Annotated in this window: 20 protein-coding genes and 1 riboswitch; of the genes, 16 read left to right on the plus strand and 4 right to left on the minus strand. The window is 67.6% G+C overall.

Annotated elements, in window-relative coordinates; translation table 11 throughout:
* The first annotated feature begins 130 nt into the window (after positions 1–130).
* From C8E99_RS14435 to C8E99_RS14460, 6 genes are all read left to right on the plus strand, one after another.
* On the plus strand, positions 131–1918 hold the full coding sequence (locus C8E99_RS14435; RefSeq protein ID WP_115932885.1) for an ABC transporter substrate-binding protein: 1788 nt from the start codon (positions 131–133) through the stop codon (positions 1916–1918).
* Positions 1915–2973: an ABC transporter permease gene (locus tag C8E99_RS14440; protein WP_211309063.1), complete on the plus strand. Its 1059-nt coding sequence runs from the start codon at positions 1915–1917 to the stop codon at positions 2971–2973. The genes C8E99_RS14435 and C8E99_RS14440 overlap by 4 nt, the downstream gene beginning before the upstream one ends.
* Positions 2960–3844, plus strand: coding sequence for an ABC transporter permease (locus tag C8E99_RS14445; RefSeq protein WP_115932886.1), 885 nt, complete (start codon positions 2960–2962; stop codon positions 3842–3844). Before C8E99_RS14440 ends, C8E99_RS14445 begins: the two co-directional genes overlap by 14 nt.
* Before the next feature lie 8 nt (positions 3845–3852).
* Complete coding sequence (locus C8E99_RS14450) at positions 3853–4935, plus strand: ABC transporter ATP-binding protein (RefSeq protein WP_115933517.1); 1083 nt, start codon at positions 3853–3855, stop codon at positions 4933–4935.
* Positions 4932–6005 carry an ABC transporter ATP-binding protein gene (locus C8E99_RS14455; RefSeq protein WP_115932887.1) on the plus strand — a complete coding sequence of 358 codons (1074 nt, stop codon included), beginning with the start codon at positions 4932–4934 and terminating at the stop codon, positions 6003–6005. Before C8E99_RS14450 ends, C8E99_RS14455 begins: the two co-directional genes overlap by 4 nt.
* Positions 6006–6126: 121 nt before the next feature.
* The gene (locus C8E99_RS14460) at positions 6127–7917 is read left to right on the plus strand and encodes an ABC transporter substrate-binding protein (protein WP_115932888.1); all 1791 of its coding nucleotides are present in this window, start codon (positions 6127–6129) and stop codon (positions 7915–7917) included.
* A gap of 78 nt (positions 7918–7995) precedes the next feature.
* On the opposite strand, the gene C8E99_RS14465 is transcribed toward C8E99_RS14460, so the two are convergent.
* Both C8E99_RS14465 and C8E99_RS14470 read right to left on the minus strand, forming a co-directional pair.
* Complete coding sequence (locus C8E99_RS14465) at positions 7996–8238, minus strand: hypothetical protein (RefSeq protein ID WP_147301249.1); 243 nt, start codon at positions 8236–8238, stop codon at positions 7996–7998.
* 175 nt (positions 8239–8413) lie between these two features.
* On the minus strand, positions 8414–9772 hold the full coding sequence (locus tag C8E99_RS14470; protein WP_245952370.1) for an MFS transporter: 1359 nt from the start codon (positions 9770–9772) through the stop codon (positions 8414–8416).
* Positions 9773–9978: 206 nt separating this feature from the next.
* Here C8E99_RS14470 and C8E99_RS14475 point away from each other — a divergent pair, with 206 nt between their 5' ends.
* Complete coding sequence (locus tag C8E99_RS14475) at positions 9979–10719, plus strand: PIG-L deacetylase family protein (protein WP_115932891.1); 741 nt, start codon at positions 9979–9981, stop codon at positions 10717–10719.
* Positions 10716–11339, plus strand: coding sequence for an RraA family protein (locus C8E99_RS14480; RefSeq protein WP_245952372.1), 624 nt, complete (start codon positions 10716–10718; stop codon positions 11337–11339). The genes C8E99_RS14475 and C8E99_RS14480 overlap by 4 nt, the downstream gene beginning before the upstream one ends.
* An 86-nt stretch (positions 11340–11425) precedes the next feature.
* On the opposite strand, the gene C8E99_RS14485 is transcribed toward C8E99_RS14480, so the two are convergent.
* Both C8E99_RS14485 and C8E99_RS14490 read right to left on the minus strand, forming a co-directional pair.
* Positions 11426–12376, minus strand: a complete 951-nt coding sequence (locus C8E99_RS14485) for a hypothetical protein (RefSeq protein WP_115932892.1) — start codon at positions 12374–12376, stop codon at positions 11426–11428.
* Between the two features lie 91 nt (positions 12377–12467).
* The gene (locus tag C8E99_RS14490) at positions 12468–13490 is read right to left on the minus strand and encodes a VOC family protein (protein WP_115932893.1); all 1023 of its coding nucleotides are present in this window, start codon (positions 13488–13490) and stop codon (positions 12468–12470) included.
* Between the two features lie 158 nt (positions 13491–13648).
* Here C8E99_RS14490 and C8E99_RS14495 point away from each other — a divergent pair, with 158 nt between their 5' ends.
* The 8 genes from C8E99_RS14495 to C8E99_RS14530 all read left to right on the plus strand — a co-directional run bounded on the left by C8E99_RS14495 (position 13649) and on the right by C8E99_RS14530 (position 23492).
* On the plus strand, positions 13649–14647 hold the full coding sequence (locus tag C8E99_RS14495; RefSeq protein WP_115932894.1) for an ABC transporter substrate-binding protein: 999 nt from the start codon (positions 13649–13651) through the stop codon (positions 14645–14647).
* 195 nt (positions 14648–14842) lie between these two features.
* The gene (locus C8E99_RS14500) at positions 14843–15541 is read left to right on the plus strand and encodes a queuosine precursor transporter (RefSeq protein WP_115932895.1); all 699 of its coding nucleotides are present in this window, start codon (positions 14843–14845) and stop codon (positions 15539–15541) included.
* A gap of 314 nt (positions 15542–15855) precedes the next feature.
* The gene (locus C8E99_RS14505; protein WP_115932896.1) at positions 15856–16665 is read left to right on the plus strand and encodes a formate/nitrite transporter family protein; all 810 of its coding nucleotides are present in this window, start codon (positions 15856–15858) and stop codon (positions 16663–16665) included.
* A gap of 2 nt (positions 16666–16667) precedes the next feature.
* Positions 16668–17117 (plus strand): cyanase, encoded by a 450-nt coding sequence (gene cynS, locus C8E99_RS14510; RefSeq protein WP_115932897.1) that lies wholly within the window; start codon positions 16668–16670, stop codon positions 17115–17117.
* 164 nt (positions 17118–17281) lie between these two features.
* A riboswitch (SAM riboswitch) is annotated at positions 17282–17396 on the plus strand.
* 92 nt (positions 17397–17488) lie between these two features.
* Positions 17489–18877 (plus strand): acyl-CoA dehydrogenase family protein, encoded by a 1389-nt coding sequence (locus C8E99_RS14515; RefSeq protein WP_115932898.1) that lies wholly within the window; start codon positions 17489–17491, stop codon positions 18875–18877.
* Positions 18874–20151 (plus strand): acyl-CoA dehydrogenase family protein, encoded by a 1278-nt coding sequence (locus C8E99_RS14520; protein ID WP_245952375.1) that lies wholly within the window; start codon positions 18874–18876, stop codon positions 20149–20151. The genes C8E99_RS14515 and C8E99_RS14520 overlap by 4 nt, the downstream gene beginning before the upstream one ends.
* 32 nt (positions 20152–20183) lie before the next feature.
* On the plus strand, positions 20184–21599 hold the full coding sequence (locus C8E99_RS14525) for an LLM class flavin-dependent oxidoreductase (protein ID WP_115932900.1): 1416 nt from the start codon (positions 20184–20186) through the stop codon (positions 21597–21599).
* Positions 21600–21650: 51 nt separating this feature from the next.
* Entirely contained in the window at positions 21651–23492 is a 1842-nt protein-coding gene (locus C8E99_RS14530; protein ID WP_115932901.1) for an ABC transporter substrate-binding protein, read from the plus strand.
* Positions 23493–23494: the final 2 nt, after the last annotated feature.

Here is a 23494-nt window from a genome sequence, read left to right on the forward strand (position 1 = left end):
GGCTTCCGACTGGCTTTCACCCGATGGAAATCATCTGTGAGCGGCTCCCTGACTGGGCCAGACTTCTCGTAAGCGAGATGTGCGGTAGATCACATCCCGGACCCGTCGTCCACCATTCTGGGGAGTCGTCATGAGCTGTACACCACGCCAGAAAGCCCCGCGCCGCGGGTTCCTGGGAACCGTTGCCCTGGCGGCCAGCCTGGGCCTCGTCCTCGCCGGCTGCGGAGCCGGAGATGCTGGCACCAACGTCTCGGACAACGGGGAGGCCGCGGTGGGTGAGCCACAGTCCGGCGGGGACCTGACGGTGCTCCTGGACGCCGGGTACTCCGGCGGCTGGGACACCGGGCTGGACCCGGCGACCTCCAACTCGGTGGGGGCGAACCAGTCGCTGAACTCGGCGATCTTCGGTGGGCTGTTCACGCTGGAGGCCGATGAGAACGGCGAGAACGCGGAGATCGTTCCCCATCAGGCCGAGAGCTTCGAGTTCTCGGAGGACGGGCTGACCCTGACCGTGAAGCTCCGGGAGGGCATCACCTTCTCGGATGGGACGCCCATGGACGCCGAGGCCGTCCTGTGGAACTGGATCCGCAACCTCAGCTCGGGGAGCACGGGAGCCCCGCAACTGGACCTGGCCCATGACCTGCCGATGCCGGAACTGGACCAGCAGTTCCTGGACGACCTCTACGCGGCCCTGCCCGATGACGTAGACCAGGAGTTGATCGAGCAGCGTCTGGGAGCCATCCGTGCCGTGGATGACGTGACGCTGGAGATCCACCTGGCCACGGCGAACGGTGCCCTCGTGAACGCCATGCCCTACAACAATCTGAATCTGATCGCCTCGCCCACGGCGTATCAGGAGATGGGTGCCCAGGAGTTCAGTCAGGCCCCCGTGGCGGCAGGTCCGTTCACGGTGGAAGCCAACCGCATCAGTGAGCGTCTGGACCTGGACAAGAACGAGGACTACTTCAAGGACGGCCTGCCGTACCTGGACGAGCTGTCCTTCCAGTCCGTGGCCGGAGACCAGGTGATGTACCAGACGTTGCAGGCCGGCCAGGGGGATGCGATCGAGGGCCTGAGCTCCCTGACTCTGATCGAACAGGCCCAATCCAATCCCCAGGTCACCACCACACTGGGGGCGCCCACCTCTCCGTACGTGATCCAGCTGAACACGCGCAAGGCGCCGTTCGATGACAAGAAGGCGCGGGAGGCGATCTACTACGCCACGGACTTCGAGGCCATCAACGAGGGACTCTTCGGCGGTCAGGGTGACATGTCGCAGTCCTTCACCGCTTCCGGCGGCCTGTTCCATGAGCCGGAGGTCGAGGGATACCGCACCTACGATCCGGAGAAGGCCCGGAAGCTGGTCGAGGAGATCGGCGGACTCACGGTCGAGCTGGGCACCACGGACATCGTGACCGCCCGCCAGGTCACGACCGCGCTACAGACCCAATGGCAGGACGCCGGGATCGACGTCACGATCGACTCCAAACCTCTCGGTGACGTCATCACCAAATTCGGCACCGGGGAGTGGGAGTCCATGCTCCAGACCGCCGGCGCATGGGACCCGGCCGCCGGCATCGGCGTGGCCGTCCGCTTCGGCTCCACCTCCACGTACAGCGGGACCCCCTTGCCGGAGGGAGCCAGCACCGCGGCCGACGCCCTGGCAGGTGGGTTGCAGACCGACCTGGACCAGGTCATCCAGGACGCCGCCGGAACGGTGGACGAACAGGAACGTGAACAGCTCTACCAGCAGGCCGCGAAGATGATCTCCGACGAGGCCTACGGTCCCTTCGGCATCGCCTTCTCCCCGGCCCAGGTGGTCCGCAAGGGCGTCCACGGCCCCGGGCTCACCACCCCGATTCCTGCCCTGGCGGTCAATCCCGGGGTCATCTACGAGCGCGTGTGGGTTGAACAGTGACTGACACCGCGATCCACTCGCGCGCGGCCCGACCGGAGGGGGGCGATCCGCCCGGCGGGCACAGGCGCAGGGCCACCCAGGGCACCAGCAGCGGCTCGCCCCTGCTGAGGCTGTTCGGCCGCCGCCTGCTGATGACCATTCCGCTGCTGCTGGCCATCAGCGTCCTGGTCTTCGTGCTGCTGGAGATGATGCCCGGGGACCCGGCGCGCAACCAGGCCGGCATGGATGCCTCCGAGGAGCAGGTCGAAGCCGTCCGCCAGCGGATGGGCCTGGACCGGCCCGCCCCGGAGCGATATTTCGGCTGGCTCTTCGGCCTCTTCCGCGGGGACCTCGGCCAATCGTCCGTCAGCGGCCAGTCAGTGGCGGACATGATCGCCGATCGCGCCCCCGTCACCCTGGAACTGGTCGTCCTCGCCTTCGTGGTCTCCCTCGGGATCGCGATCCCGGTGGCCCTGATGGCCGCACGCAAGCCCGGCGGGCTGTTCGACCGGGCCACCATGGTGGTCGCCATGACTATGTTGGCCATTCCGAACTTCGTGCTGGCCATGCTGCTCGTCCTGGTCTTCGCCATCACGCTCCAGATGCTGCCCGCCATCGGGTTCGTCCCCCTGGAGGACGGGCTGGTACCCAACCTGAGATCGGTCGCCATGCCGGTCCTGGCCCTGGCCGTCCCCCTGGCAGCCTTCTATACCCGTTTCCTGCGCGGCGACCTCGTCGAGCAGATGAACTCCGCCGACTACGTGGACACGGCTCGGTCCAAGGGCGTCCGCCCCGGGTTGGTCCTCTGGCTCCATGCCTTCCGCAATTCCTCCTTCGGGTTGCTGACCATCGTGGGCCTGAACATCGGCACCCTGGTGGGTGGCACGGTCATCATCGAACAGATCTTCGCGATGCCCGGGATGGGCATGATGATGCTGGAGGGCGCCATGTCCCAGGACGTGGCCGTGGTGCAGATGTGCGTGTTCATCTTCGCGGCCGTGGCCGTGCTCGCCAACCTCGTCGTCGACCTGATGTATGCCGTCCTCGACCCAAGGATCCGTTATGGCAGTCACTGAAGCCCCCGCGGTCCTCGCCGCGTTGCCCGATGTTCACGACGATTCCGACCTGCGCTGGGGCCGCCTGCGCCAACGCCTGGTGGTCGGCCTGCCGGTGGCCTTCGTCAGCCTGCTGCTGCTGGCCTGCTTCGTGGCCCCGTACGTGTTTCCCGTTCCGGCCCCGGTCGGCGGCAGCATCCTGGAAAGCGCCCTGCCGCCGGGCAGCCCCGGTCACCTGCTGGGCACGGACATCAACGGCAACGACGTCCTGGCCCGGCTGCTGCACGGTGGCCAGTCGTCGCTGATCGTGGCCATCTCGGTCAACCTCATCGGCCTCGCCGTCGGTGGGGGCATCGGCGCCTTGTCCGGCTATGTCGGCGGCCGGGTGGACAACCTCATCATGCGGGTCCTGGACGTGTTCATCGCCTTCCCCTCCCTGGTCCTCACCATCTTCATCGCCCAGGCCCTGGGCCCGAGTATCCCGAACACCATCCTGGCGCTGTCCGCCTTCAGCATCCCGGCCGTGGCCCGAGTGGCCCGCTCGGCCACGCTGAGGGTGATGACCATGCCGTACCTCCAGGCCGCCGAGCTCAGCGGCAGCCCTGCCTGGCGCATCCTGCTGCGGCATGTAGCGCCGAACATCAGCCCGCAGATGCTGAACTTCGCCATGCTCGGCATGGGGATCGTGATCGTGACGGAGGGTGCCCTGAGCTTCCTCGGCCTGGGCATCCCACCGCCCGCACCGAGCTGGGGAAACATGATCTTCGAGGGCCAGCAATCGATGTCCGCCACACCGCTGCTGGTGTTGTGGCCCAGCCTGGCCCTGCTGGCCACGGTACTGTCCTTCAACCTGTTGGGTGAGAACATCCGCGACGAGATGAGTGGGCGATGAGCACGACCATGACCATCACACCAGAGCCGGCCACCACTGGCGGGAACGGAGACAAGCCGATCCTCAGCGTCAGGGACCTCCACGTCACGTTCACGCGGGCCGGCAAGCGCATCCGGGCCGCCAAGGGCGTTTCCTTCGACGTCCGGCCCGGGCAGATGCTGGCCATCATCGGCGAATCGGGCTCCGGCAAGTCCGTCACCGTTCGCGCTCTGATGGGCCTGTTGCCGCCCAGCGCCAAAGTCTCTGGGTCCGCGGACCTCGACGGCAGGGAACTGGTGGGCCTGAGTGACCGGAAGATGAGGTTGGTACGGGGTCAGGAGATCTCCATGGTCTTCCAGGACCCGGCGCGCTCGCTGAACCCGACCATGTCGGTGGGTGCGCAGATCGTGGAATCGGTCCGGACTCATCGACCGATCGGCCGCAAGGACGCAGCGGCGAGGGCCATCGAGCTTCTCAAACTCGTCAGGCTGCCCGCCCCCGAGAAGAGATTCCATCAGTATCCCCACCAGCTGTCCGGCGGCATGCGCCAGCGCGTCATGATCGCCATCGCACTGGCTTCTGATCCCAAAGTGCTCATCGCGGACGAGGCGACCACGGCCTTGGACGTGACCACCCAGGCCCAGATCATGGAGCTGCTGGTCGACCTGCGCGAGCGGCTCGGGACTGCGGTCATCATGATCAGCCACGACCTGGGACTGGCCGCCAGCTATGCCGACGAAGTGCTCGTGATGTATGCCGGTCAAGTGGTGGAGCAGGCCGAGACCTCGGAACTCTTCGCCAACGTCAGGATGCCGTATACCCGCGCACTCCTGGAAGCCATTCCCCAGGTGTCCCGGCCGTCCCACTCGGCCCTGACCGTCATCGGCGGGCACCCGCCGGATCCTTCCCAGCGGATCGAAGGCTGCCCGTTCCGGCCGCGATGTGTCCGGGCGACCGAGACCTGCGTCACGGCGCCGGCATTGCAGGAGCACGAGGCCGGCCACTGGTACGCGTGCTGGCATCCGGTGACCGGTGCGCTGACTGAAGGGCCGGCGTCGGGAATCGATGGAGAACACGGTGTAGTGGAGCCGGAAGAGGAGCCTCGCTCATGACCACGGAGAACTGTCTCGAAGACATTGGCTCGAAGAGCCGTGAGCCACTGCTGTCCGTCAGGAACATCGTCCAGGAGTTTGAGAGCCGTGGACCCGGGGGAGTGAAGGAAGGCGTGGTCCATGCCGTCTCCGACATCTCGTTCGACCTGATGCCCGGCGAGACTCTCGGGATCGTGGGGGAGACCGGCTCGGGAAAGTCCACCTTGGCCCGTGCCGTGATACAGGTCGACCGGCCGAAATCAGGATCCGTGGTGTTCAGGGGCGAGGACCTCACCGGGCTCAACCGCAAGGATCTGAAGAAGGTCTGGGCCAATTTCCAGATGGTCTACCAGGACCCCTTCAGCTCCCTGAACCCGCGGTGGCGGATCGAGGACGTGGTGGCCGAGCCACTGGACAGCCACCGCTCACTGAATCGGCAGGAACGCCGGGCGAAGGTGCGGGAGCTTCTGGATCTCGTTGGCCTGGACCCGGACACCTACCTGCGGCGCAGGCCCATGGAATTGTCCGGTGGACAGGCTCAGCGAGTCGCCATCGCCCGGGCGATCGCCCTGGACCCGGCGGTCATCATCTGCGACGAGGCCATCTCTTCCCTGGACGTCCTCATCCAGGCTCAGGTGATCAACCTGTTCGAGAAGCTCCGCGTCGAACTGGGGCTGTCCTACCTCTTCATTGCCCACGACCTCGCCACGGTGAAGCAGGTCAGCGACCGGGTCGCCGTGCTCTATCTCGGCCAACTGGCCGAGATCGCCCCCTCGAATCGGATGTATGAGACGCCGCGCCATCCCTATACGCGTGCACTGCTGGACTCGGTGCCCGGCCTCAACCCGGAGACTGGGGTGGCCAAGCGGCCCATCACCCTGCCCGGTGATGTTCCGAGTCCGCTGGATCCGCCCTCAGGGTGCCGGTTCCGCACCCGCTGCCCTTTTGCCCAGGATGTCTGTGCTGCCGTGGAGCCGAGGCTGGAACCGTGCTCCGGCGGCGGATTCGTGGCCTGCCATTTCCCCTTGGACGACGACGGTCTGCCCACCAATGGACATCCGGAGGGCGTCAAGGACGCCCTGCCCGCGTAGCGCCTTTCGTCCGACGGAAGGTGCATGGTAGCTGCCGGCCAGCTGGGACAGACTTCCGTGAAGTCAATGTGACGTCAATCACTCTGACTGATCCTCCATCATCGTCCTCTTGGGAGTCGTCATGAACACCATGCACCGCCAGATCGGTCCGCGCCGCGGGCTCCTCGGCACCCTGGCCCTGGCGGCCAGCCTCAGTCTCGTCCTCGCTGGTTGCGGTGGAGGAGAGCCCGACGCTGAAGGCGAGGCCGGCGAAGCCGCCGCCAGCGTGGGCGAGCCGCAGACCGGCGGTGACCTGACCGTACTACTCGATGCCGGTTTCGCCGGCGGATGGTCCACCGGGCTGGACCCGGCCACCTCCAATACGGTCGGGGCCAACATGCCACAGAACTCGGCGATCTTCGGCGGGCTGTTCACGCTCGAGGCGGACGAGAACGGGCAGAACGCGGAGATCGTGCCGAACCAGGCCGAGAGCTATGAATTCTCGGAAGATGGGCTGACCCTGACGGTGAAGCTCCGGGAAGGCATCACCTTCTCCGACGGATCCCCGTTGAACGCTGATGCGGTGGTGTGGAACTGGATCCGTGCCCTGAGTTCCGGCAGCACGGGTACGCCCCAGCTGGACCTCGATCTCACGCGGGACATGCCGGAACTGGACCAGCAGTTCTTGGACGACCTCTATGCCGCCCTGCCCGAAGACGTGGATGAGGCTGTGATCGAACAACGGCTCGGAGCCGTCCAGGCCGTGGACGACCTCACCTTCGAGGTCCACTTCTCCGTGGCCAATGGTGCCTTCGTCAACGCCATGCCCTCCACCAGCCTGAACTTCATCGGCTCGCCCACTGCGTATCAGGAGATGGGTGCGGACCAGTACAGTCAGTCGCCAGTAGCGGCTGGGCCCTTCACTGTCGACGCCAATCGGTTGTCCGAACGTCTGGAGCTGACCAGGAACGAGGACTATTTCAAGGACGGCATGCCGTACCTGGACGAGTTGTCCTTCCAGTCCGTGGGCGGCGACCAGGTGCTGTACCAGACGTTGCAGGCCGGTCAGGGCGATGCGATCGAGGGTCTGAGCTCGGTCACGCTGATCGAGCAGGCGCAGGAGAACCCGAACTTGACCGTCACTCCCGGTGCGCCGACGTCTCCGTACGTGATCCAGCTGAACACGCGCAAGGCGCCGTTCGATGACAAGAAGGCGCGGGAGGCGATCTACTACGCCACGGACTTCGAGGCCATCAACGAGGGACTCTTCGGCGGTCAGGGTGACATGTCGCAGTCCTTCACCGCTTCCGGCGGCCTGTTCCATGAGCCGGAGGTCGAGGGATACCGCACCTACGATCCGGAGAAGGCCCGGAAGCTGGTCGAGGAGATCGGCGGACTCACGGTCGAGCTGGGCACCACGGACATCGTGACCGCCCGCCAGGTCACGACCGCGCTACAGACCCAGTGGCAGGACGCCGGGATCGACGTCACGATCGACTCCAAACCTCTCGGTGACGTGATCACCAAGTTCACCAGCGGGGAGTGGGAGTCCATGCTCCAGACCGCCGGCGCATGGGAGCCCGCTGCCGGCATCGGCGTGGCCGTCCGCTTCGGCTCCACGTCTCCGTTCAGTGGCACTCCGTTGCCGGAGGGTGCGGAGACGGCGACCCAGGCGCTGGAGGAGAATCTGAACACCGAACTCGATGAAGTGCTGACGAATGCCGCGTCCACCGTGGACCAGGAGGAGCGCGGCGAACTCTACAAACAGGCCGCGAAGATGATCTCTGACGAGGCCTACGGACCGTTCGGTATGGCCTTCTCCCCGGCCCAGGTGGTCCGAAAGGGCGTCCACGGCCCCGGACTCACCACGCCCATCCCGGCCCTCGTGGTCAACAGTGGGGTCCTGTATGACCGGGTCTGGGTGGAGCAGTGATGCCAGTCCGATGAACACACCGCCACACACCGCCGGCCGGGGGCAGCGCCCCCGGCCGGCGGTGTGTTCAGACAAGGTTCAGACGAGCTGGCCGTCGTCGCCGATCTCCGTGGGGTAGGTGATGTCGATCGCGTCAGCGGCCGTGCCGGTGGCGTTGGAGATCATGGCGGCCATCAGGTTCTTGGGCACCAGGCAGTCCCCGCAGACACCGTCCTCGGCACGGATGCGGGCGTCAAGCCGGTCACCGGACTCGTCGATCTGCAGGATGTAGCCGTCCGCGGCCAAGGTCTGGCGCAGGTCTTCGAGGGGCTGGGTGGTCATGGTTCCTCCGGTGGGGTGGCGGGAGCCGAGGCTCAGGGTGGGGCTGGCGGCCGGTGCCGTTCCGAGTGCCGGCATGGCCGTGTCGGGTCAATTGTGGTCCCCGGGCCGAGCAATCCTGAGGTGTCTTTCCGCCGCACGGAACATCGCCTGGGCGGGGAACCGGCGTCGTGATCTGCTACCGCGAGCTCTCCCAGGAGGCATCGAAGCGGCCGGTCTTCAGCGGCAGGATAGCCACCAGCGCCAGCACCCCGAGGGCCAGGATGTACAGCGAGATCGGCCAGGAGGCACCGAAGCTGGCGTAGAGGCTGGTGGCGATCAGCGGGGCGAACCCGCCGCCGATGATCGAGCCGATCTGGTAGGCCGTGGAGGCGCCCGAGTAGCGAACGTTGGCGGGGAACAGTTCGGCCACCAGGGCCGCCTGCGGGCCGGCCATGAACGACTGGGCGAGCAGGAGGACGGCGAAGCCGAGCAGGATGAGCACGGGCTGGGCCGTGTCCACGAGCCAGAAGAACGGGAAGGCCCCCAGGACCACGAGCACCGCGCCGGCTACGAAGACGGGCTTCTGCCGGAACCGGTCCGCCAACAAGGCTCCCAGGAGCACTGTGGCCAGGTGGACCACGGCGCCGCCGACGATCAGCCAGAGCATGGTGGGCTGGGGGAGGCCCAGTGCCTCGGTGCCGTAGGAGAGCATGTACACGGAGTAGAGGTAGCCGATGGCCGGGGAGGCGGCGGAGGCCAGGCCGGCGAGCAGGGTGGTCCAACCGTGGTGGCGCAGTAGCTCGCCGAGAGGGAAGCGGTGCACCTCGTCGTTCTTCTGCGTCTGCTGAAAGACCGGGGAGTCCTCGACCTTGAACCGCAGGTAGAGGGCCACGATGATCAGCAGGGCGGAGACCAGGAACGGGACGCGCCAGCCCCAGGCTGCGAACGCCTCCGGGGCGAGGGTGGCCGTGACGAGGATGAAGACCAGGTTGGACACGATGATGCCGACCGGCAGGCCCATCTGCGGGAATGCGCCGAACAGGGCGCGCCGGTTCCGCGGGGCGTACTCAACCGCCATGAGGACGGCACCACCCCACTCGCCACCCACGCCCAGGCCCTGGACGAAGCGCAGCACCACCAGCAGGATCGGCGCCCAGACGCCGATGGCCGCGAAGTTCGGCAGTAGGCCGATGCCCACGGTGGCGCCGCCCATCACCAGCATGGTGATCAGCAGCATCTTCTTGCGGCCGATCTGGTCGCCGAAGTGACCGGCGAGCAGCCCGCCGATCGGCCGGGCGATGAACCCGACCGCGAAGGTGGCGAAGGCGGAGAGGGTCCCGGTGATGGGGTCCTCGCTCGGGAAGAACTGCGGTCCGAAGATCAGGGCTGCCGCCGAGCCGTAGATGAAGAAGTCGTACCACTCGATGGCGGTGCCCACGAAGCTCGCGCCGAGGACCTTGCGCTGTTCGGCGGGGGTGGGGGCTACCGCGCCGGCTGGCGGCGTCGGGGAGTGGAGTGTCTCTGCGGCGGGAGCGACGGGGTGGTTCGAGGACAAGGATCGAAACCTTTCTCGGATCTGGTCACGGGTGCATCGGTGGAAGTCGTCGTGCGGTGATCTGAAACACATGTCACTATCCCCGTAGGGAGTTGGATTGTCAACAATTTTGTTGGCAGTTCCATAGGTTCGTGTCTACGCTGGGGGCGAGAGTGAGCATCCAGCACCGGCGCACCGGCGCTGACACCCCCGAAAGGAACCCCACCATGACCAGCAGTTCCCCCTCCGACCGTTCCGCCGGCCGCCTCCTGGTGGTCGGGGCCCATTCCGCTGATTTCGTCTGGCGTGCGGCCGGTGCCGTCGCCACGTTCGTCCAGGCCGGCGGTGAGGCGAAGGTCGTCGCCCTGACCTACGGTGAGCGCGGCGAATCCGGGGTCCTGTGGCAGGAGGAGGGGCAGACCGAGGAGAACGTGAAGCGCATCCGCCACCAGGAGGCCGAGAAGGCCTCCCAACACCTGGGTGCCTCCTTCGAAGCCTTCGATCTGGGCGACTACCCCCTGGTCAACGACCACTCGGACATCGAGCGGCTGGCCGACCTGATGCGTGAGTTCGCCCCGACCGTGGTGCTGACGCACCCGGACAAGGACCCCTTCAACCCGGACCATCCGGTCGCCTACGAGATGGTCCAGAAGGCCCGCCTGATGACTTCCGGGGCCGGCGTCGAGTCCGGGTTCAAGACCGCCCCCCCGAGCGAGTTCCTCGTCTTCGAGCCGCACCAGCCCGAGCTGTGCGGCTTCGTGCCGTCCGTCTTCGTGGACATCACCGCGGTCTTCGAGCAGAAGAAGGCCGCCATGGCTGAGATGAAGGCGCAGGTCTACCTGCAGTCCTACTACGCCGAGCGCGCCGAGCACCGCGGCAACCACGCCCGCAAGGTCACCGGCAACAAGGAGATCCGCCAGGCCGAGGCCTTCATGCGCCTGGTCCCGAACGTGGTGGACAGCCTGTGAGTGTCCCCTCCGAGGCCGCAGAGGCCGCCGCCCAGCTGTCCGAGGCGGAGCTGATCGAACGCTTCGCGGCCCTGCCGGTGGCGAACGTCGGTGACGCCATGGACCGGCTCAACGTGCTTGATTCCGGCATCCAGTCCGTCTGGCCCTCCGCCGGCGCCAAGCTGGCCGGCCGCGCCGTCCCGGTCACCGTGGCCGGCGGAGACAACCTGGGCATCCACGAGACCATTCCCACCCTGCAGCCAGGAGACGTGCTGGTGGTCAACGGCCAGGCGGCCACTCATCGTGCGCTGATCGGCGAGCTGATCGCCGGCCGTGCGATGGCCCGCGGCTGCGTCGGCTTCGTGTTGGACGCCAGCGTCCGCGACGCCGTGGACCTCCAGGAGATGCGCTTCCCGGTTTTCGCGCGCGGCACCACCCCAGCTGGGCCCTATCGCAACGGACCGTTCCAGTCCGGGGTGGCGGCCGCCGTCGGGACCGTGGTGGTGCACCCTGGTGACCTGGTGCTCGGCGATGACGACGGCGTCGCGGTGGTCCCGTGGGGGAGTGCGGCCGAGATCCTGGTCAAGGCGGAGGCCAAGCACGCCGCGGAGACGCAGCAGCGCGCCGAGATCGGGTTCTGAGCGCGCCGCCCTCACGTTGAGTCTGGAGCGATTCACGCTTTTGGCCGCCGAAAACGTGAATCATTCCCGACTCAACCGGGTGGCCGTCAGGTGAGCGGGTCGGCAGTCTCCGTGACGAGGTCGAGCTCCTCCACTGCGGGCCAGGCCGTCAGGGAGTTGATGGCCTCGTCCTGATCGACCTCGCTCCCCGGGCTGGAGGGCTCTTCGGCCAGCATGATCGCCAGCGACTCCAGTCGACCTTCGTGAATCTGCAGCTCGATCTCGAACGCGGCCTCACCGCGCTGGAAGCGTGCCTTCACCGGCCAGACCTGCGTGCGGGGCGCGATGCGCGGGGTCTCCTCGCCCACGGCCAGGTAGGCGTCCGTCATGAACCCGGCTTCCGCATCCCGCTGCTGGACCGAGTCCAGTTGGACCCGCAACGCCTCGACGCCGGTGACCCCGGGTTGCAACAGGGCGTCCAGGACGGCCGTCATGGCCGGGTCGGCGAGGCCGAGGTTCTCATCCGTGTTCTCCAAGGCCTGCCGGGCTTCTTCGTGGGAGCTCTGCAGGCTGCGCAGCTCGGCCCGGTCGGCGGCCCAGCCCGCCGCCACCACCGCGACCCCGACGCCGGCCATCCACCAGCGCGGGTTGCGCACCCCGTGCTCGGTGAGCCAGCCCGTGATGCGGGCGTCCAAGGCCTCGAGCGGGTCGGCCAGGCCCAGCATCAGGCCGCCGGCAGCCAGCGCCGCCGAGCCGCGCCCGATGGAGCAGAGGGGGACGAACTGTCCGCGTGGCCCGCCCATGTAGCGCGCGGGCATCCCCGCCGTGGTCCCGGCGGGCAGGATGGCGGCGGTGTACGCACCGGTGAGCGCCGCCGTCGTGATCCGGTACGCGGCCCGGGCCCCGGAGCCCAGGGGCCGGGGCTCGACGAGGCTCAGCCCGCCGAACGCCGCGGCCGACGCCACGGCGAACAGCGGCCTGGCGGCGAGGGGCGGAGGCGGGGCGAAGGTCTGGCCAGACAGAGGTGCGTCGGCGAACCATCCAAAGGACTCGGTCATGCGCCGAGCCTACGCGGCAGAGAACTGAGTCCCACGAATTGGCCCCGCAGAGGCGATACGGGGCCAATTCGTGCGACTCAGTTGGCCGAGGTCAGGACTCCAAGCCCTCGTCACGCTTCGGTGCCTCATGCGGGTTCGCCGCGGAGTCCGCGTCCTCCACCACGGGGGTGCCGTGGGTGTGGAAGGTCGGGATGGTCTTCATGCCCCAGGCCTGGCCCCTGGCGCGCTCCTCCTGGGTCCAGCCGACCGGCTTCCAATCCGGGGCCAGGATCAGGCGTGAGCCCTGGTTCGCCAGCTCGATGCGGTTGCCGCCCGGCTCCCATACGTAGAGGAAGAAGCCCTGCTGGATGGCGTGCTTGTAGGGGCCGTACTCAATGAAGATGCCGTTCTCCAGGAAGATATCCGCGGCTTTGAGGATGTCCTCGCGCGTATCGGCGGCGAAGGCGACGTGGTGGAGGCGGCCGGGGGTGCCGGTCCAGTCGTCCGAGTAGACCATGTCATAGGACTTCTGGCCGAAGGTGTACCAGTGGGCGCCGACGTCGCCGTCGTTGAGCTGGATGAACTCGGTGGTGTATCCGCCCATCACCTTCTCGGAGAACTCGCACACGCCGGCCATGTCCGCGGTGAGGTAGTTGATGTGGTCCAGGCGGCGGGCGTTGGCGCCGAAGCCGGGGAATTTGGACGCCTGGTTCTTCAGCGCCGGCCGGTCCTCATCCGTGGCCTCGTACCACTCGGTGTCGAAGTAGACCTCCATGAGGTGCCGGTCCGGGTTCTGAAAGCGGTAAGTGCGTCCGCGGCCCTGCTCGCCGTCCACCCAGCCCTCGCCGAGTCCCGTCGCCTCGATGCGGGCGACCGTGCGTTCCAGGGCCTCCGGGCTGTGGGCGCGCCAGCCCACCCGGCCGACGCCGGCGTGTTCCTTCTCGGTGAGCTTGATGGAGTAGGGCTCGTAGTCGTCCCAGCAGTGCAGGTAGGCGACCTCGCCGCCGTTCTCCGTGGTGCGGCCGACCTCTCGCATGGCCAGCAGATCCCGGAAGAACCAGAGCGACTCCTCGAACTTCGGGGTGTACAGCTCGACGGTGGACAGGTGGGCGATGTCGCGGATGCGTTCGGTCATGGACGGGCTCCTGTGGGGACGTGGTGCTGCTCGGAGAGCGTGTCACGGATATTGAACAAGATTGTCAACAAAATCATAGACAGTTTGCGAGGCTATGGCTACGGTCATAGGTATTCGACTCCATTGTGACCCATCTCACATTTGATCCAGGAGTAGCCATGACGTCATCCCGCCTGAGCTTGCTGTCCGCCGTCGCCGTCGCAGGACTTGCCCTGACCGCCTGTTCGTCCGATTCCCCGTCCGGGACGGGCGACGCTCCAAACTCCGGCGGATCCGACGCGGCGGCCGGTGAGCTCACCCAGGTCACGGTCGGCCTCGTTCCGCTGGCCGCCTCGATCGCCGTCGAGTACGGCATCCAGGAGGGCATCTTCGAAAAGCACGGCCTCGACGTCGAGATCGCCCTCGCCAATGCCGGCGCCGCCATGCTGCCCGCCGTGTCCAACGGTCAGATGGACTTCGGGGTCGGCAACCCGTTGTCCGTCCTCACGGCCGTGGACCAGGGCCTGGACATGAAGATCGTGGCTGGATACTGCAACTCTGCGGACGAGGGAGAGGACACCTCGGGAGTCGTGACACGGGTGGACTCCGGAATCGAGGACTACGGCGACCTGGCGGGCAAGACCACCTCCATCAACGCACTGCGGACCCTCGGGGACCTGACGCTGATGGACCTGGCCGAACAGGGCGGTTCCGATCCGGCGGACGTGAAGTTCGCGGAGATGCCGTTCCAGGACATGCCGGCTCAGCTCGAGCAGGGGAACACGGACGCCATCTGGATCCCGGAGCCGTTCCTGACCACCGCACTGGAGAGCCCCGACAACAAGCTTCTCGGCTACTCGTTCCGTGACTCGATCGAGGGCATGCCGACCATGGTCACGTTCACCTCGGGGACCTTCGCCGAGGAGAACCCGGAGACCGTGGAACAGTTCCAGGCGGCCATCACCGAGGCGCTCGCAGCCACGGACGAGAACAACGATGAGGCCAAGAAGCTCCTGCCGGAGTTCATGAACCTCCCCGAGGACGCGGCAACGGCCCTCAAGCTCGACGAGCTCGGAGGAGAGGTCCGCGAGGACCAGATCCAGGCCATCGGCGAGTTGGCCGTGAAGTATGGGTTCATCGACCAGGAGCCGGACCTGATCTCCATGATCATCCAGTAGGCCTCAGCGGCCGCCATCAGCAGGGATATGGAAGAATAAGGGGTCGTTCGAACGCCACCCGGGGCAGCGGGTGAGCGCGGGGTCGTTGAGACCGTCAGCCGCCGCGTCCGGATCACAGTGAGTGTTAATACAGCCGACCGCCACCGCGCCCTGGGGCGCTGGAGGCCTCGGCAAACCACCGCCCAAGGACCCCACGTGAACTCTTCCGCACCTGCCCCTCAGCACGTCCCCGCCCGCTTCGCCCCCACCGGCACCGGCCTCTATGCCATCTTCACGGCGGTCATGGCCGTCGTGCTGATCCTGTCCAACCTGGGGGCCTCCAAGGGCGTGACCTTCGGGCCCATCGTCACGGACGGCGGGTTCTTCCTCTTCCCGTTGGCATACATCATCGGAGATGTGGTCTCCGAGGTCTACGGATTCAAGGCCTCCCGGCGTGCCATCGTCACCACGTTCGCCCTCTCGGTCTTCGCCGCGCTGTGCTTCTGGGTCATCATCGCCCTGCCCGGTGCCGAGTGGTACGACGGCCAGGATGCCCTCGTCCGTACCCTGGCACCCGTGCCCCTGATCGTGCTCGCCTCCCTGCTCGGGTTCCTCGTCGGCCAACTGGCCAACTCCTGGCTCATGGTCCGCCTCAAGCGCCGCTCCGGCGAACGCCTACTCTTCGGTCGGCTGGCAGCCTCCACCCTGGTGGGTGAGTTCCTGGACACCCTCGTGTTCTGCTCCATCGCCGCCGGCGTCATCGGCATCACGGACCTGCCGACGTTCCTCAACTACGTCTTGGTGGGCTTCGTGTTCAAGTCCGTCGTCGAGATCGTCCTGTCCCCGGTGACCATGTGGGTCATCGGCCGGGTCAAGAAGGCCGAGCCGGCCTACGCCACGGTTCCCGAGGCGTAGGGAACCGAGACTTCACGCGCCCTCGGTCAACGACCCGGCCAGCGCCCAGGACCGGTCCCGTTCGGCAGCCGCCGGGGACGGCTACGTCCAGCACCCGCAGGCGGTGGTGATCAGACCCGAGGAGGCCGACGTCTCTTGAGCGGACGTGCGTCTCACCGCATCCCGCAGGGACAGTGAGGGAGACTTCGCGGCCCGGTGCAGGGACGGAAACACCCCAGAAACGGACGCTTCCTAGGTTGGGAGCATACCTACCCCCTCGCCCCTGGAGTGATGTCCCATGTCCTACGTCAGCCCCCCCAGACTTCGTGAAGCACATGGTCGACGCCGGTGAGTCCAAGGTCTTCATGTCCACCCGGGACACTCTGATCCGCTCGTTCATGGCCGGTGCCATCCTGGCCCTCGCCGCGGCGTTCGCCATCACGGTGACGGTGCAGACGGGCAATGCCCTCGTCGGTGCGTTGCTGTTCCCGGTCGGATTCATCCTCATTTACCTGCTCGGTTTCGACCTGCTGACCGGTGTCTTCACCCTGGTCCCGCTGGCCTGGATCGACAAGAGGCCCGGCGTGACCATCGGCGGTCTGCTGCGCAACTGGGGCCTGGTCTTCGTCGGCAACTTCGCCGGAGCCTTCCTCGTGGCCGTCATGATGGTGGTGACCATGACCTACGGCTTCCAGACCCCGCCGAACGAGGTGGCCCAGCAGATCGGCTCCATCGGCGAGGGGAGAACCGTCGGCTACGCCGAATACGGTGCGGGTGGCATGCTGACCCTCTTCATCCGCGGCGTGCTCTGCAACTGGATGGTCTCGACCGGTGTGGTCGCGGCCTTCCTGGCCAAGGACGTCGTGGGCAAGGCCCTGATCATGTGGATGCCGGTCATGCTCTTCTTCTACATGGGATTCGAGCATTCCATCGTCAACATGTTCCTCTTCCCGGCGGGCCTCATGCTGGGCGGTGAGTTCTCCATCATGGACTACCTCGTCTGGAACGAAATCCCGACCGTGCTCGGTAACCTCGTGGGCGGCCTCTCCTTCGTGGGCCTGACGCTCTACGCCACCCACTACCGCACGGCGGCCAAGCGTCAGCCGAAACTGCCGACCCTGTCCGACCACGCCGTGAGCCGCTGACCATGGACCCCATCATGCATAAGGCGCACGCTGCCGACCTCGTCAATGCCGCACGCATCCGTGCCGGTCTCACCTGGGCGGGACTCGCCGCCGCCATCGGGGCCGCACCGGTGTGGACCACGGCCGCGCTGCTGGGACAGCACCCGATGACCGCGGCTCAGGCCGGCGTCGTGGTCGAGATGCTCGGTCTGGGCGACGACGTGGCCGAGAGCCTGCAGCAACAGCCGAACAGGGGCAGCGACCCGGCCGTGATGAGCGATCCCACGATCTACCGGCTGATGGAGGCCATGTCGGTCTACGGGCCGGCGCTGAAGGCCCTGATCCACGAGGAGTTCGGGGACGGCATCATGAGCGCCATCAACTTCAAGGCAGACGTTACCCGCCGTGCCGATCCGGACGGCGACCGCGTGGTCATCACCTTGGACGGCAAGTTCCTGGACTACCGCTGGTGACCGACCAGCACTGACCTGTCCCGGCCGTCACAGACCGTCATCTGGGGCGGCCATGGACGGTCGGGGCGGCATACCGGCACGGAAACGGGCCCAGATGACGCCAGACCGCTGAACATGACCCGACGCTTGGCGGCCACGTGCTGACTGCCTAGGGTCGGAAACAGAATCACGAGATCCGGTGCTAAGCCCTGGCTGGCCGGACGGCAACCCTCTCACCGTAGTGGGGTGCTCCAGGTGATGATTCGGCCTCCGGTGACCACCGCGGGGCAAGTACGGCACCACCGTGAATGCGTGTCCCGGCCGCCAGGCCATGACGACGCCGTGTTCCGGGCCAACGCCATTCCGGTGTGCCATGGAAGACGGGGACACCCATGACGGACACCACCCACCTCGAACACCGCACCGTGCCGACCAGGCTGCCCACCTTCGAGGAGCTGCGGGCGGCCATCGGCCCCTCCGGTCCGGCGGACGCCCAGCTCACCGAGCACTTCGCCCCGGTCTTCGCGGCCATCGCGGCGGGCTCGGCACAGCGCGAGCAGGACCACGAGCTGGCGTTCGCTGCCATTGAACACCTCCGCGGCGCGGGGTTCACCCGGGTGCGGCTCGGCCGCGATCACGGTGGCATCGGGGCGAGCCTGCCGCAACTGGCCGACCTGCTGGTGGATCTCGCCGCCGCCGACTCCAACCTTCCCCAGGCGCTGCACGGGCATTTCATGTTCACCGAGCAGCACGAGAACGAGTCCCAGGGCGCGGTCTCCGAGTGGTGGCTGGCCGAGGTCGCCTCGGGGAAGATCTTCGGCAATGCCCTGGTGGAGTTGCCGCCGTCCGCGGGCCGCCGCCCCGTGCACTGGATCGATGCGGACCCGGACACCGTGCAGGCGGCTGCCGCCACGGGCACCACGGAGGTGGCCCGCCTGACGGGTGACAAGTTCTACTCCACCGGGGCGATCTTCGCCGACTACCTGCTGGTCTCCGCGGTCCGGCCCGGGCTCGAGGAGGACGGTCCGGTCTTCGCGATCATCGACGCCCGAGACCCCGGCGTGCAGCGCATCGACGACTGGAACGGCTTCGGCCAGCGGCTCACCGCCTCCGGCACCACCACCCTGGACCACGTCCCCGTGCGGGCCCAGCGGACCCAGGAGTTCAACGTCCCCACGGGCGTGCTGGCCTACACCGTCCTGTGGATCGTGCTGGCGGCCACCCAGGCCGGGATCGGGGCCACCGCACTGGCAGAGATCACCGCGTTCGTCCGGAGCCGGCGTCGTACCTATGACCACGCCACGGCGGAGACGCCGGCGGAGGACCCGCTGGTGCACCAGGTCATCGGCGCCGTGTCCGCCAAGGTGGTCTCGGCCCGGCACATCGTGCGGGGCGCCGCGGCCGTGGTGGAGGAGTCCTTCCTCCAGGTCCGGGGGCACACCGACCTGGAGGACCCGGTGGTGGTCCAGGCCCACGCCCGGGCCAACATCGCGCTGTCCGAGGCGTCGCTCGTGGTGTCCGATCTGATCCTGGAGGCCACCAACCAGATCTTCGAGTCCGGCGGGGCCTCGGCCACGGACGCCGCCAAGCAACTGCACCAGCACTGGCTCAACGCCCGGACGATCGCCAGCCACACCCCGCTGATCTACCGCACCCAGGCCGTGGGCGGCTACCGGATCAACGGCGCCATCCCGCCGTTCCACTCCACGGCCCGCAACTCCGCCGCCGCGGAGGCCGCCACCACAGCCACCACCACCACAGCCACCACCGAAGGAGCATGATGACCACCACTACCGAGCGCACCAACTCAGCCTCCAACGGCGCCTCCACCGGAACCGAACCGTCCGGCCAGGCCTACCGGGCCGTCCGGGAGCAGCTGGCCCCGGTGTTCGCCGCCATCGCGGACAGCGCCGCCGAACGGGAGGCGGAGCACATCATCGACCGCGACGCCGTCCGGCGGCTGGCCGCGGCAGGGTTCACCTCCCTGCGGGTGCCGGTGGAGTACGGCGGCGCCGGACTCTCCTTCGCGGAGCAGGCACAGTTGATCGTGGAGCTGGCGGCGGCGGACTCGAACCTGGTCCAGGCCCTGCGTGCGCACCTGATCAACCAGGAGAGCGTGCTGGGTCACCCGGACCCGGTGTTCCGGGACCGGTGGCTGCGCCGCCTCGGGGACGGCGCCGTGGTCGGCAACGCCGTCACGGAGATCAACAATGCCGTGGGGGAGGGGACCACCACGCTGGTCCAGGACGCCGAGGGCACCTGGCGGCTCAACGGCACGAAGTTCTACTCCACCGGGACGCTCTACGCCGACTGGATCATCGTGGCGGCCGTGGACGCCCACGGTGAGGAGATCGCCGCCACGGTGTCCGTGAATGCCCCCGGTGTCACCCTGCTGGATGACTGGGATGGCTTCGGCCAGCAGCTCACCGCCTCCGGCACCACGGTGTTCGAGAACACGCCGGTCGAGGCCGAGGAGGTCTACACCGGCGGCCTGGATGACGGCACCCGCGTCGCCACCGGCCAGGCCAGCTGGCAGTTCCTGCACCTGGCGGCGTTGACCGGCATCGCCGAGGCCATCGTGCGGGACGTCAGCGAATATGTCCGCGGCCGGCGTCGTTCCTTCAGCCATGGGACCGCGGAGCTGCCGCGGGACGACGCCCAGGTGCTCCAGGTCGTCGGTGAGCTCTCCTCCGCCGCGTTCGCCGCGCGGGCCGCCTTCGACTCGGTGGCCTCCGCGCTGGGCGGCATCCTCGGACGGGAGGCCGCCGGTGAGGACCTGCCGGAGGAGGACACCAACGCCCTCTACATCCGCGTCTACCAGGCCCAGCAGGTCATCGCGAAGAACGTCCTGGCCGCGGCCACCCACCTGTTCGAGGTGGGCGGCGCCTCGGCCCTGAGCCAGTCGAAGCGGCTGGACCGGCACTGGCGCAACGCCCGCGTGCTGGCCAACCACAACCCCCTGATCTACCGGTCCCGCCTCATCGGGGACTGGGAGGTCAACGCCACTCCGCCGGCCCGTTCCTACCGCATCGGCTCCGTGCCGAACGCGCAGTGAACCCGAACCCCGATCAGCATCCAGGAGAGCCCATGAGCACCGAGAACCCGACCCCCTCCAACACCGCCCCGCGCCCCCTGCGGTTCAACGCGTTCGTCATGAACACCACCAGCCACATCCACCACGGCCAGTGGCGCCGCGAGGATGCCGGCCAGACCGAGTTCACGGACGTCAACACGTGGATCAACCTCGCGAAGACCCTGGAGGCGGCCAAGTTCGACGCGATGTTCTTCGCGGACGTGGTGGGCCACTACGGCGATGCCGACGGGGACTACTCCGTGTACGTCAACGAAGGCCTGCAGATCCCGTCCAACGATCCGACCGTGCTGCTCGGGGCGCTCGCCGTGGTCACCGAGCACATCGGCCTGGCCACCACCTCGAACGTGTTCCAGTCCCACCCGTTCCAGTTCGCCCGCCAGCTCTCCACCCTGGACCACCTCTCCGGCGGCCGCATCGCCTGGAACATCGTCACAGGCACCCAGGACAACGGCTCGCGCAACTTCGGTCTGCCGCGGCTGACCGACCACGCCGAGCGCTACCGCTGGGCCGCGGAGTACATCGACGTCACGTACAAGCTGTGGGAGGGGTCCTGGGACGAGGACGCGGTGGTCAAGGACCGTGCGGGCTCGCGCTACTCGGACCCGGAGAAGGTGCACAAGATCCACCATGTGGGCGAGCGCTACTCGGTGGAGGGCCCGCACCTGCCCTCCCCGTCCCCGCAGCGCACGCCGGTGCTGTTCCAAGCCGGTTCCTCGGCCTCCGGCCGTGACTTCGCCGCCCGCAACGCCGAGGCCGTGTTCATCATCGCGACCACCCCGGATGTGGCCCGCCAGCAGATCGAGGACACCCGGCGCCGCGCCGTCGAGGCCGGCCGGGCACCGGAGGACATCACGTTCTACCAGGGGCTCAGCTTCGTGATCGGGGACACCGAGGAGGAGGCCCAGCGCAAGCTGGAGGAGTACGAGCAGTACGCCTCCCTGGACGGCTACCTGGCCCATGCCGCCCTCGTGGATCCGGACGGCCGGGTCTATCCGCCCGAGACTCCGCTGAAGGATCTGGAGACCAACACACAGAAGGGCTTCGCGGAGTGGGTCTCCAAGGCGATCACGGACCGCGAGCCCGTGGTGGCGGACATCGCCTGGCGCAGCCACCGCAACAGCCGCGTGGTGGGCACCCCGGAGCAGATCGCCGACCAGCTGGAGGAATGGCAGGCGGCGGGCGTGGACGGCATCAACGTCATCAACTGGGTCATCCCCGGCTCCTTCGAGGAGTTCGCGGAGAAGGTCCTGCCGGTGCTGCGCGCACGCGGCCTGGCCCAGTCCGAGTACGTCCCGGGCACCCTGCGCCAGAAGCTCTTCGGCCACGACCGCCTGCCCGAGACCCACCCGGCCGCCCAGTACCGGGGTGCCTTCGCCCGCCTCGAAGACGCCGTGCCCGCCGGCGCCTGACCCCCGGGCCTCCCGGCCACGAGAGCCGCCCAGCGGCCCGAAAGGAACCCCATGAGTACCCCACCCTCCCCGAACGCGCCCGAAAACCGGCGCGGTTCGGATGACCCGTCAGTCACCACCGCGGCCAACACCGCTGCCAACACCGTTGCCACCGCCAGGGCACGACGCCGGCCAGGCGCCCTCACCATCGGCCTCACCTTGGTCTTGGGTTCGGCCCTGGCCCTGTCCGCCTGCTCGTCCGGCGGCGCCGGCTCGGAGGAGTCGGAGGAGCAGGCGGCCTTGACCGGCTCCGCCACGGAACCGGTCCAGGGCGGCATCCTCGAGTACGGGCACCTCCAGGAGCCCAACTGCATCTTCGGCGGCTGGATCCAGGAGAACTTCACGGCCCGCCAGGTGCTGGACAACCTGGTCTCGGCCACGGAGGACGGCTCGGTGGTGCCGTGGATCGCCACCGAGTGGTCGGTCTCGGAGGACCGGACGGTGTGGACCTTGCATCTGCGGGATGACGTCCACTTCACGGACGGCACGCGGCTGGACGCGGAGGCGGTGGCCTACAACTTCGACTACTGGATGGACGGCGGCAACGGCACCGCAGCGGCCCATCTGGGCGGGTTCTACGACCACTCCGAGGTGGTGGATGCTGACACGGTGGAGATCCATCTCTCCGCTCCGTTCGCCCCGTTCCTGTCCACCCTCTCGCAGTCGTACTTCGGCCTGCAGTCGCCGACGGCGCTGCAGACCCGGACGGCTGAGGAGAATTGCACCGAACCGATCGGCTCCGGCCCCTTCACGGTCAAGGACTGGAAGCGGGGCGAGTACATCGAGTTCGAACGCAACGAGGACTATGCCTGGGCGCCGCCGAACGCGCGGCACCAGGGACCGGCCCACCTGGAGGGCATCCGCTGGAACATCGTCCCGGACGGCACCTCGCGCTACGGCTCGCTGCTGGCCGGAGAGATGGACGCGATCGGTGAGATCCCCGCCGTCAACATCGCCGAGGCGCGCCAGCGGTATGACTTCACGCAGTACATCACCCCCGGCCGGCCCGTGGTCATCAACCTGAACACCGAACGGGGCCTCTTCACTGACCAGGCGGTCCGCCAGGCCCTGAGCCACGCCACGGACCGCGAGGCGAACATCGAGTCGGCCTTCCTCGGCACTGTCCCGTTCGAGCCCAGCGGGTACCTCTCCCAGTCCACCCCTGACTATGACGCGGACGCGGCCCAGCAGTACCCCTTCGACCTGGAGAGGGCGAACGAGCTGCTGGACGGGGCCGGGTGGACCGGTCGCGCTGAGGACGGAACCCGGATCAAGGACGGGCAGCGGCTGCAGGTGAAGATCGTCTACGGCCTGAACACCATCGTCACGCCGGACGGAAACACCGCCATCCAGAACTTCCAGGAACAGGCCCGGGCCGCCGGATTCGACATCGAACTGCGACCACTCACCCCCTCCGAGAACTTCTCCGGCGCCTACTCCACCCCGGACAGCTATGACGGCAGCGTCGGGTACTGGACCAGCCCGCACGCCGGGATCCTCAACATCAACTACCGGCCCTCCACCGAGGACCAGCCCAATGGGGCCAACACCACATTCCTGGACAACGAGCAGGTGTTCACCACCATCCAGGAGGCCCTCCAGGCGCCCACGGCAGAGGAGGTCAGCGCGAAGTTCTCCCAGGCCCAGTATCAGCTCAGCGAGCTGGCTCCTGCGATCGGCCTGTATACGCAGACCAACACCCTGGCGGTCTCGGACCGGGTCACCGGCCTCTGGCTCGAGCCGGCCCAGGGTGGGCCGATCTTCCACGACGCCCACTTCACCTCGGACGAGGCCCGGGACTCCTCCCGCGGCTTCTCCGCGGAGAACGCAGAGAACCCAGAGAGCGCAGGCTGAGC

The organism is Citricoccus muralis, from assembly GCF_003386075.1.
Classification (GTDB): Bacteria; Actinomycetota; Actinomycetes; order Actinomycetales; family Micrococcaceae; genus Citricoccus; species Citricoccus muralis.

Bases quoted from the DNA above. Each gene is read 5' to 3' on its own strand.
- C8E99_RS14520 (WP_245952375.1), top strand. From the start codon at position 18,874: ATGATGACCACCACTACCGAGCGCACCAACTCAGCCTCCAACGGCGCC.
- C8E99_RS14505 (WP_115932896.1), top strand. From the start codon at position 15,856: ATGGTCGACGCCGGTGAGTCCAAGGTCTTCATGTCCACCCGGGACACT.
- C8E99_RS14490 (WP_115932893.1), bottom strand. From the start codon at position 13,490: ATGACCGAACGCATCCGCGACATCGCCCACCTGTCCACCGTCGAGCTG.
- C8E99_RS14460 (WP_115932888.1), top strand. From the start codon at position 6,127: ATGAACACCATGCACCGCCAGATCGGTCCGCGCCGCGGGCTCCTCGGC.
- C8E99_RS14515 (WP_115932898.1), top strand. From the start codon at position 17,489: ATGACGGACACCACCCACCTCGAACACCGCACCGTGCCGACCAGGCTG.
- C8E99_RS14485 (WP_115932892.1), bottom strand. From the start codon at position 12,376: ATGACCGAGTCCTTTGGATGGTTCGCCGACGCACCTCTGTCTGGCCAG.
- C8E99_RS14495 (WP_115932894.1), top strand. From the start codon at position 13,649: ATGACGTCATCCCGCCTGAGCTTGCTGTCCGCCGTCGCCGTCGCAGGA.
- C8E99_RS14475 (WP_115932891.1), top strand. From the start codon at position 9,979: ATGACCAGCAGTTCCCCCTCCGACCGTTCCGCCGGCCGCCTCCTGGTG.
- C8E99_RS14465 (WP_147301249.1), bottom strand. From the start codon at position 8,238: ATGACCACCCAGCCCCTCGAAGACCTGCGCCAGACCTTGGCCGCGGAC.
- cynS (WP_115932897.1), top strand. From the start codon at position 16,668: ATGGACCCCATCATGCATAAGGCGCACGCTGCCGACCTCGTCAATGCC.
- C8E99_RS14455 (WP_115932887.1), top strand. From the start codon at position 4,932: ATGACCACGGAGAACTGTCTCGAAGACATTGGCTCGAAGAGCCGTGAG.
- C8E99_RS14445 (WP_115932886.1), top strand. From the start codon at position 2,960: ATGGCAGTCACTGAAGCCCCCGCGGTCCTCGCCGCGTTGCCCGATGTT.
- C8E99_RS14450 (WP_115933517.1), top strand. From the start codon at position 3,853: ATGACCATCACACCAGAGCCGGCCACCACTGGCGGGAACGGAGACAAG.
- C8E99_RS14530 (WP_115932901.1), top strand. From the start codon at position 21,651: ATGAGTACCCCACCCTCCCCGAACGCGCCCGAAAACCGGCGCGGTTCG.
- C8E99_RS14525 (WP_115932900.1), top strand. From the start codon at position 20,184: ATGAGCACCGAGAACCCGACCCCCTCCAACACCGCCCCGCGCCCCCTG.
- C8E99_RS14435 (WP_115932885.1), top strand. From the start codon at position 131: ATGAGCTGTACACCACGCCAGAAAGCCCCGCGCCGCGGGTTCCTGGGA.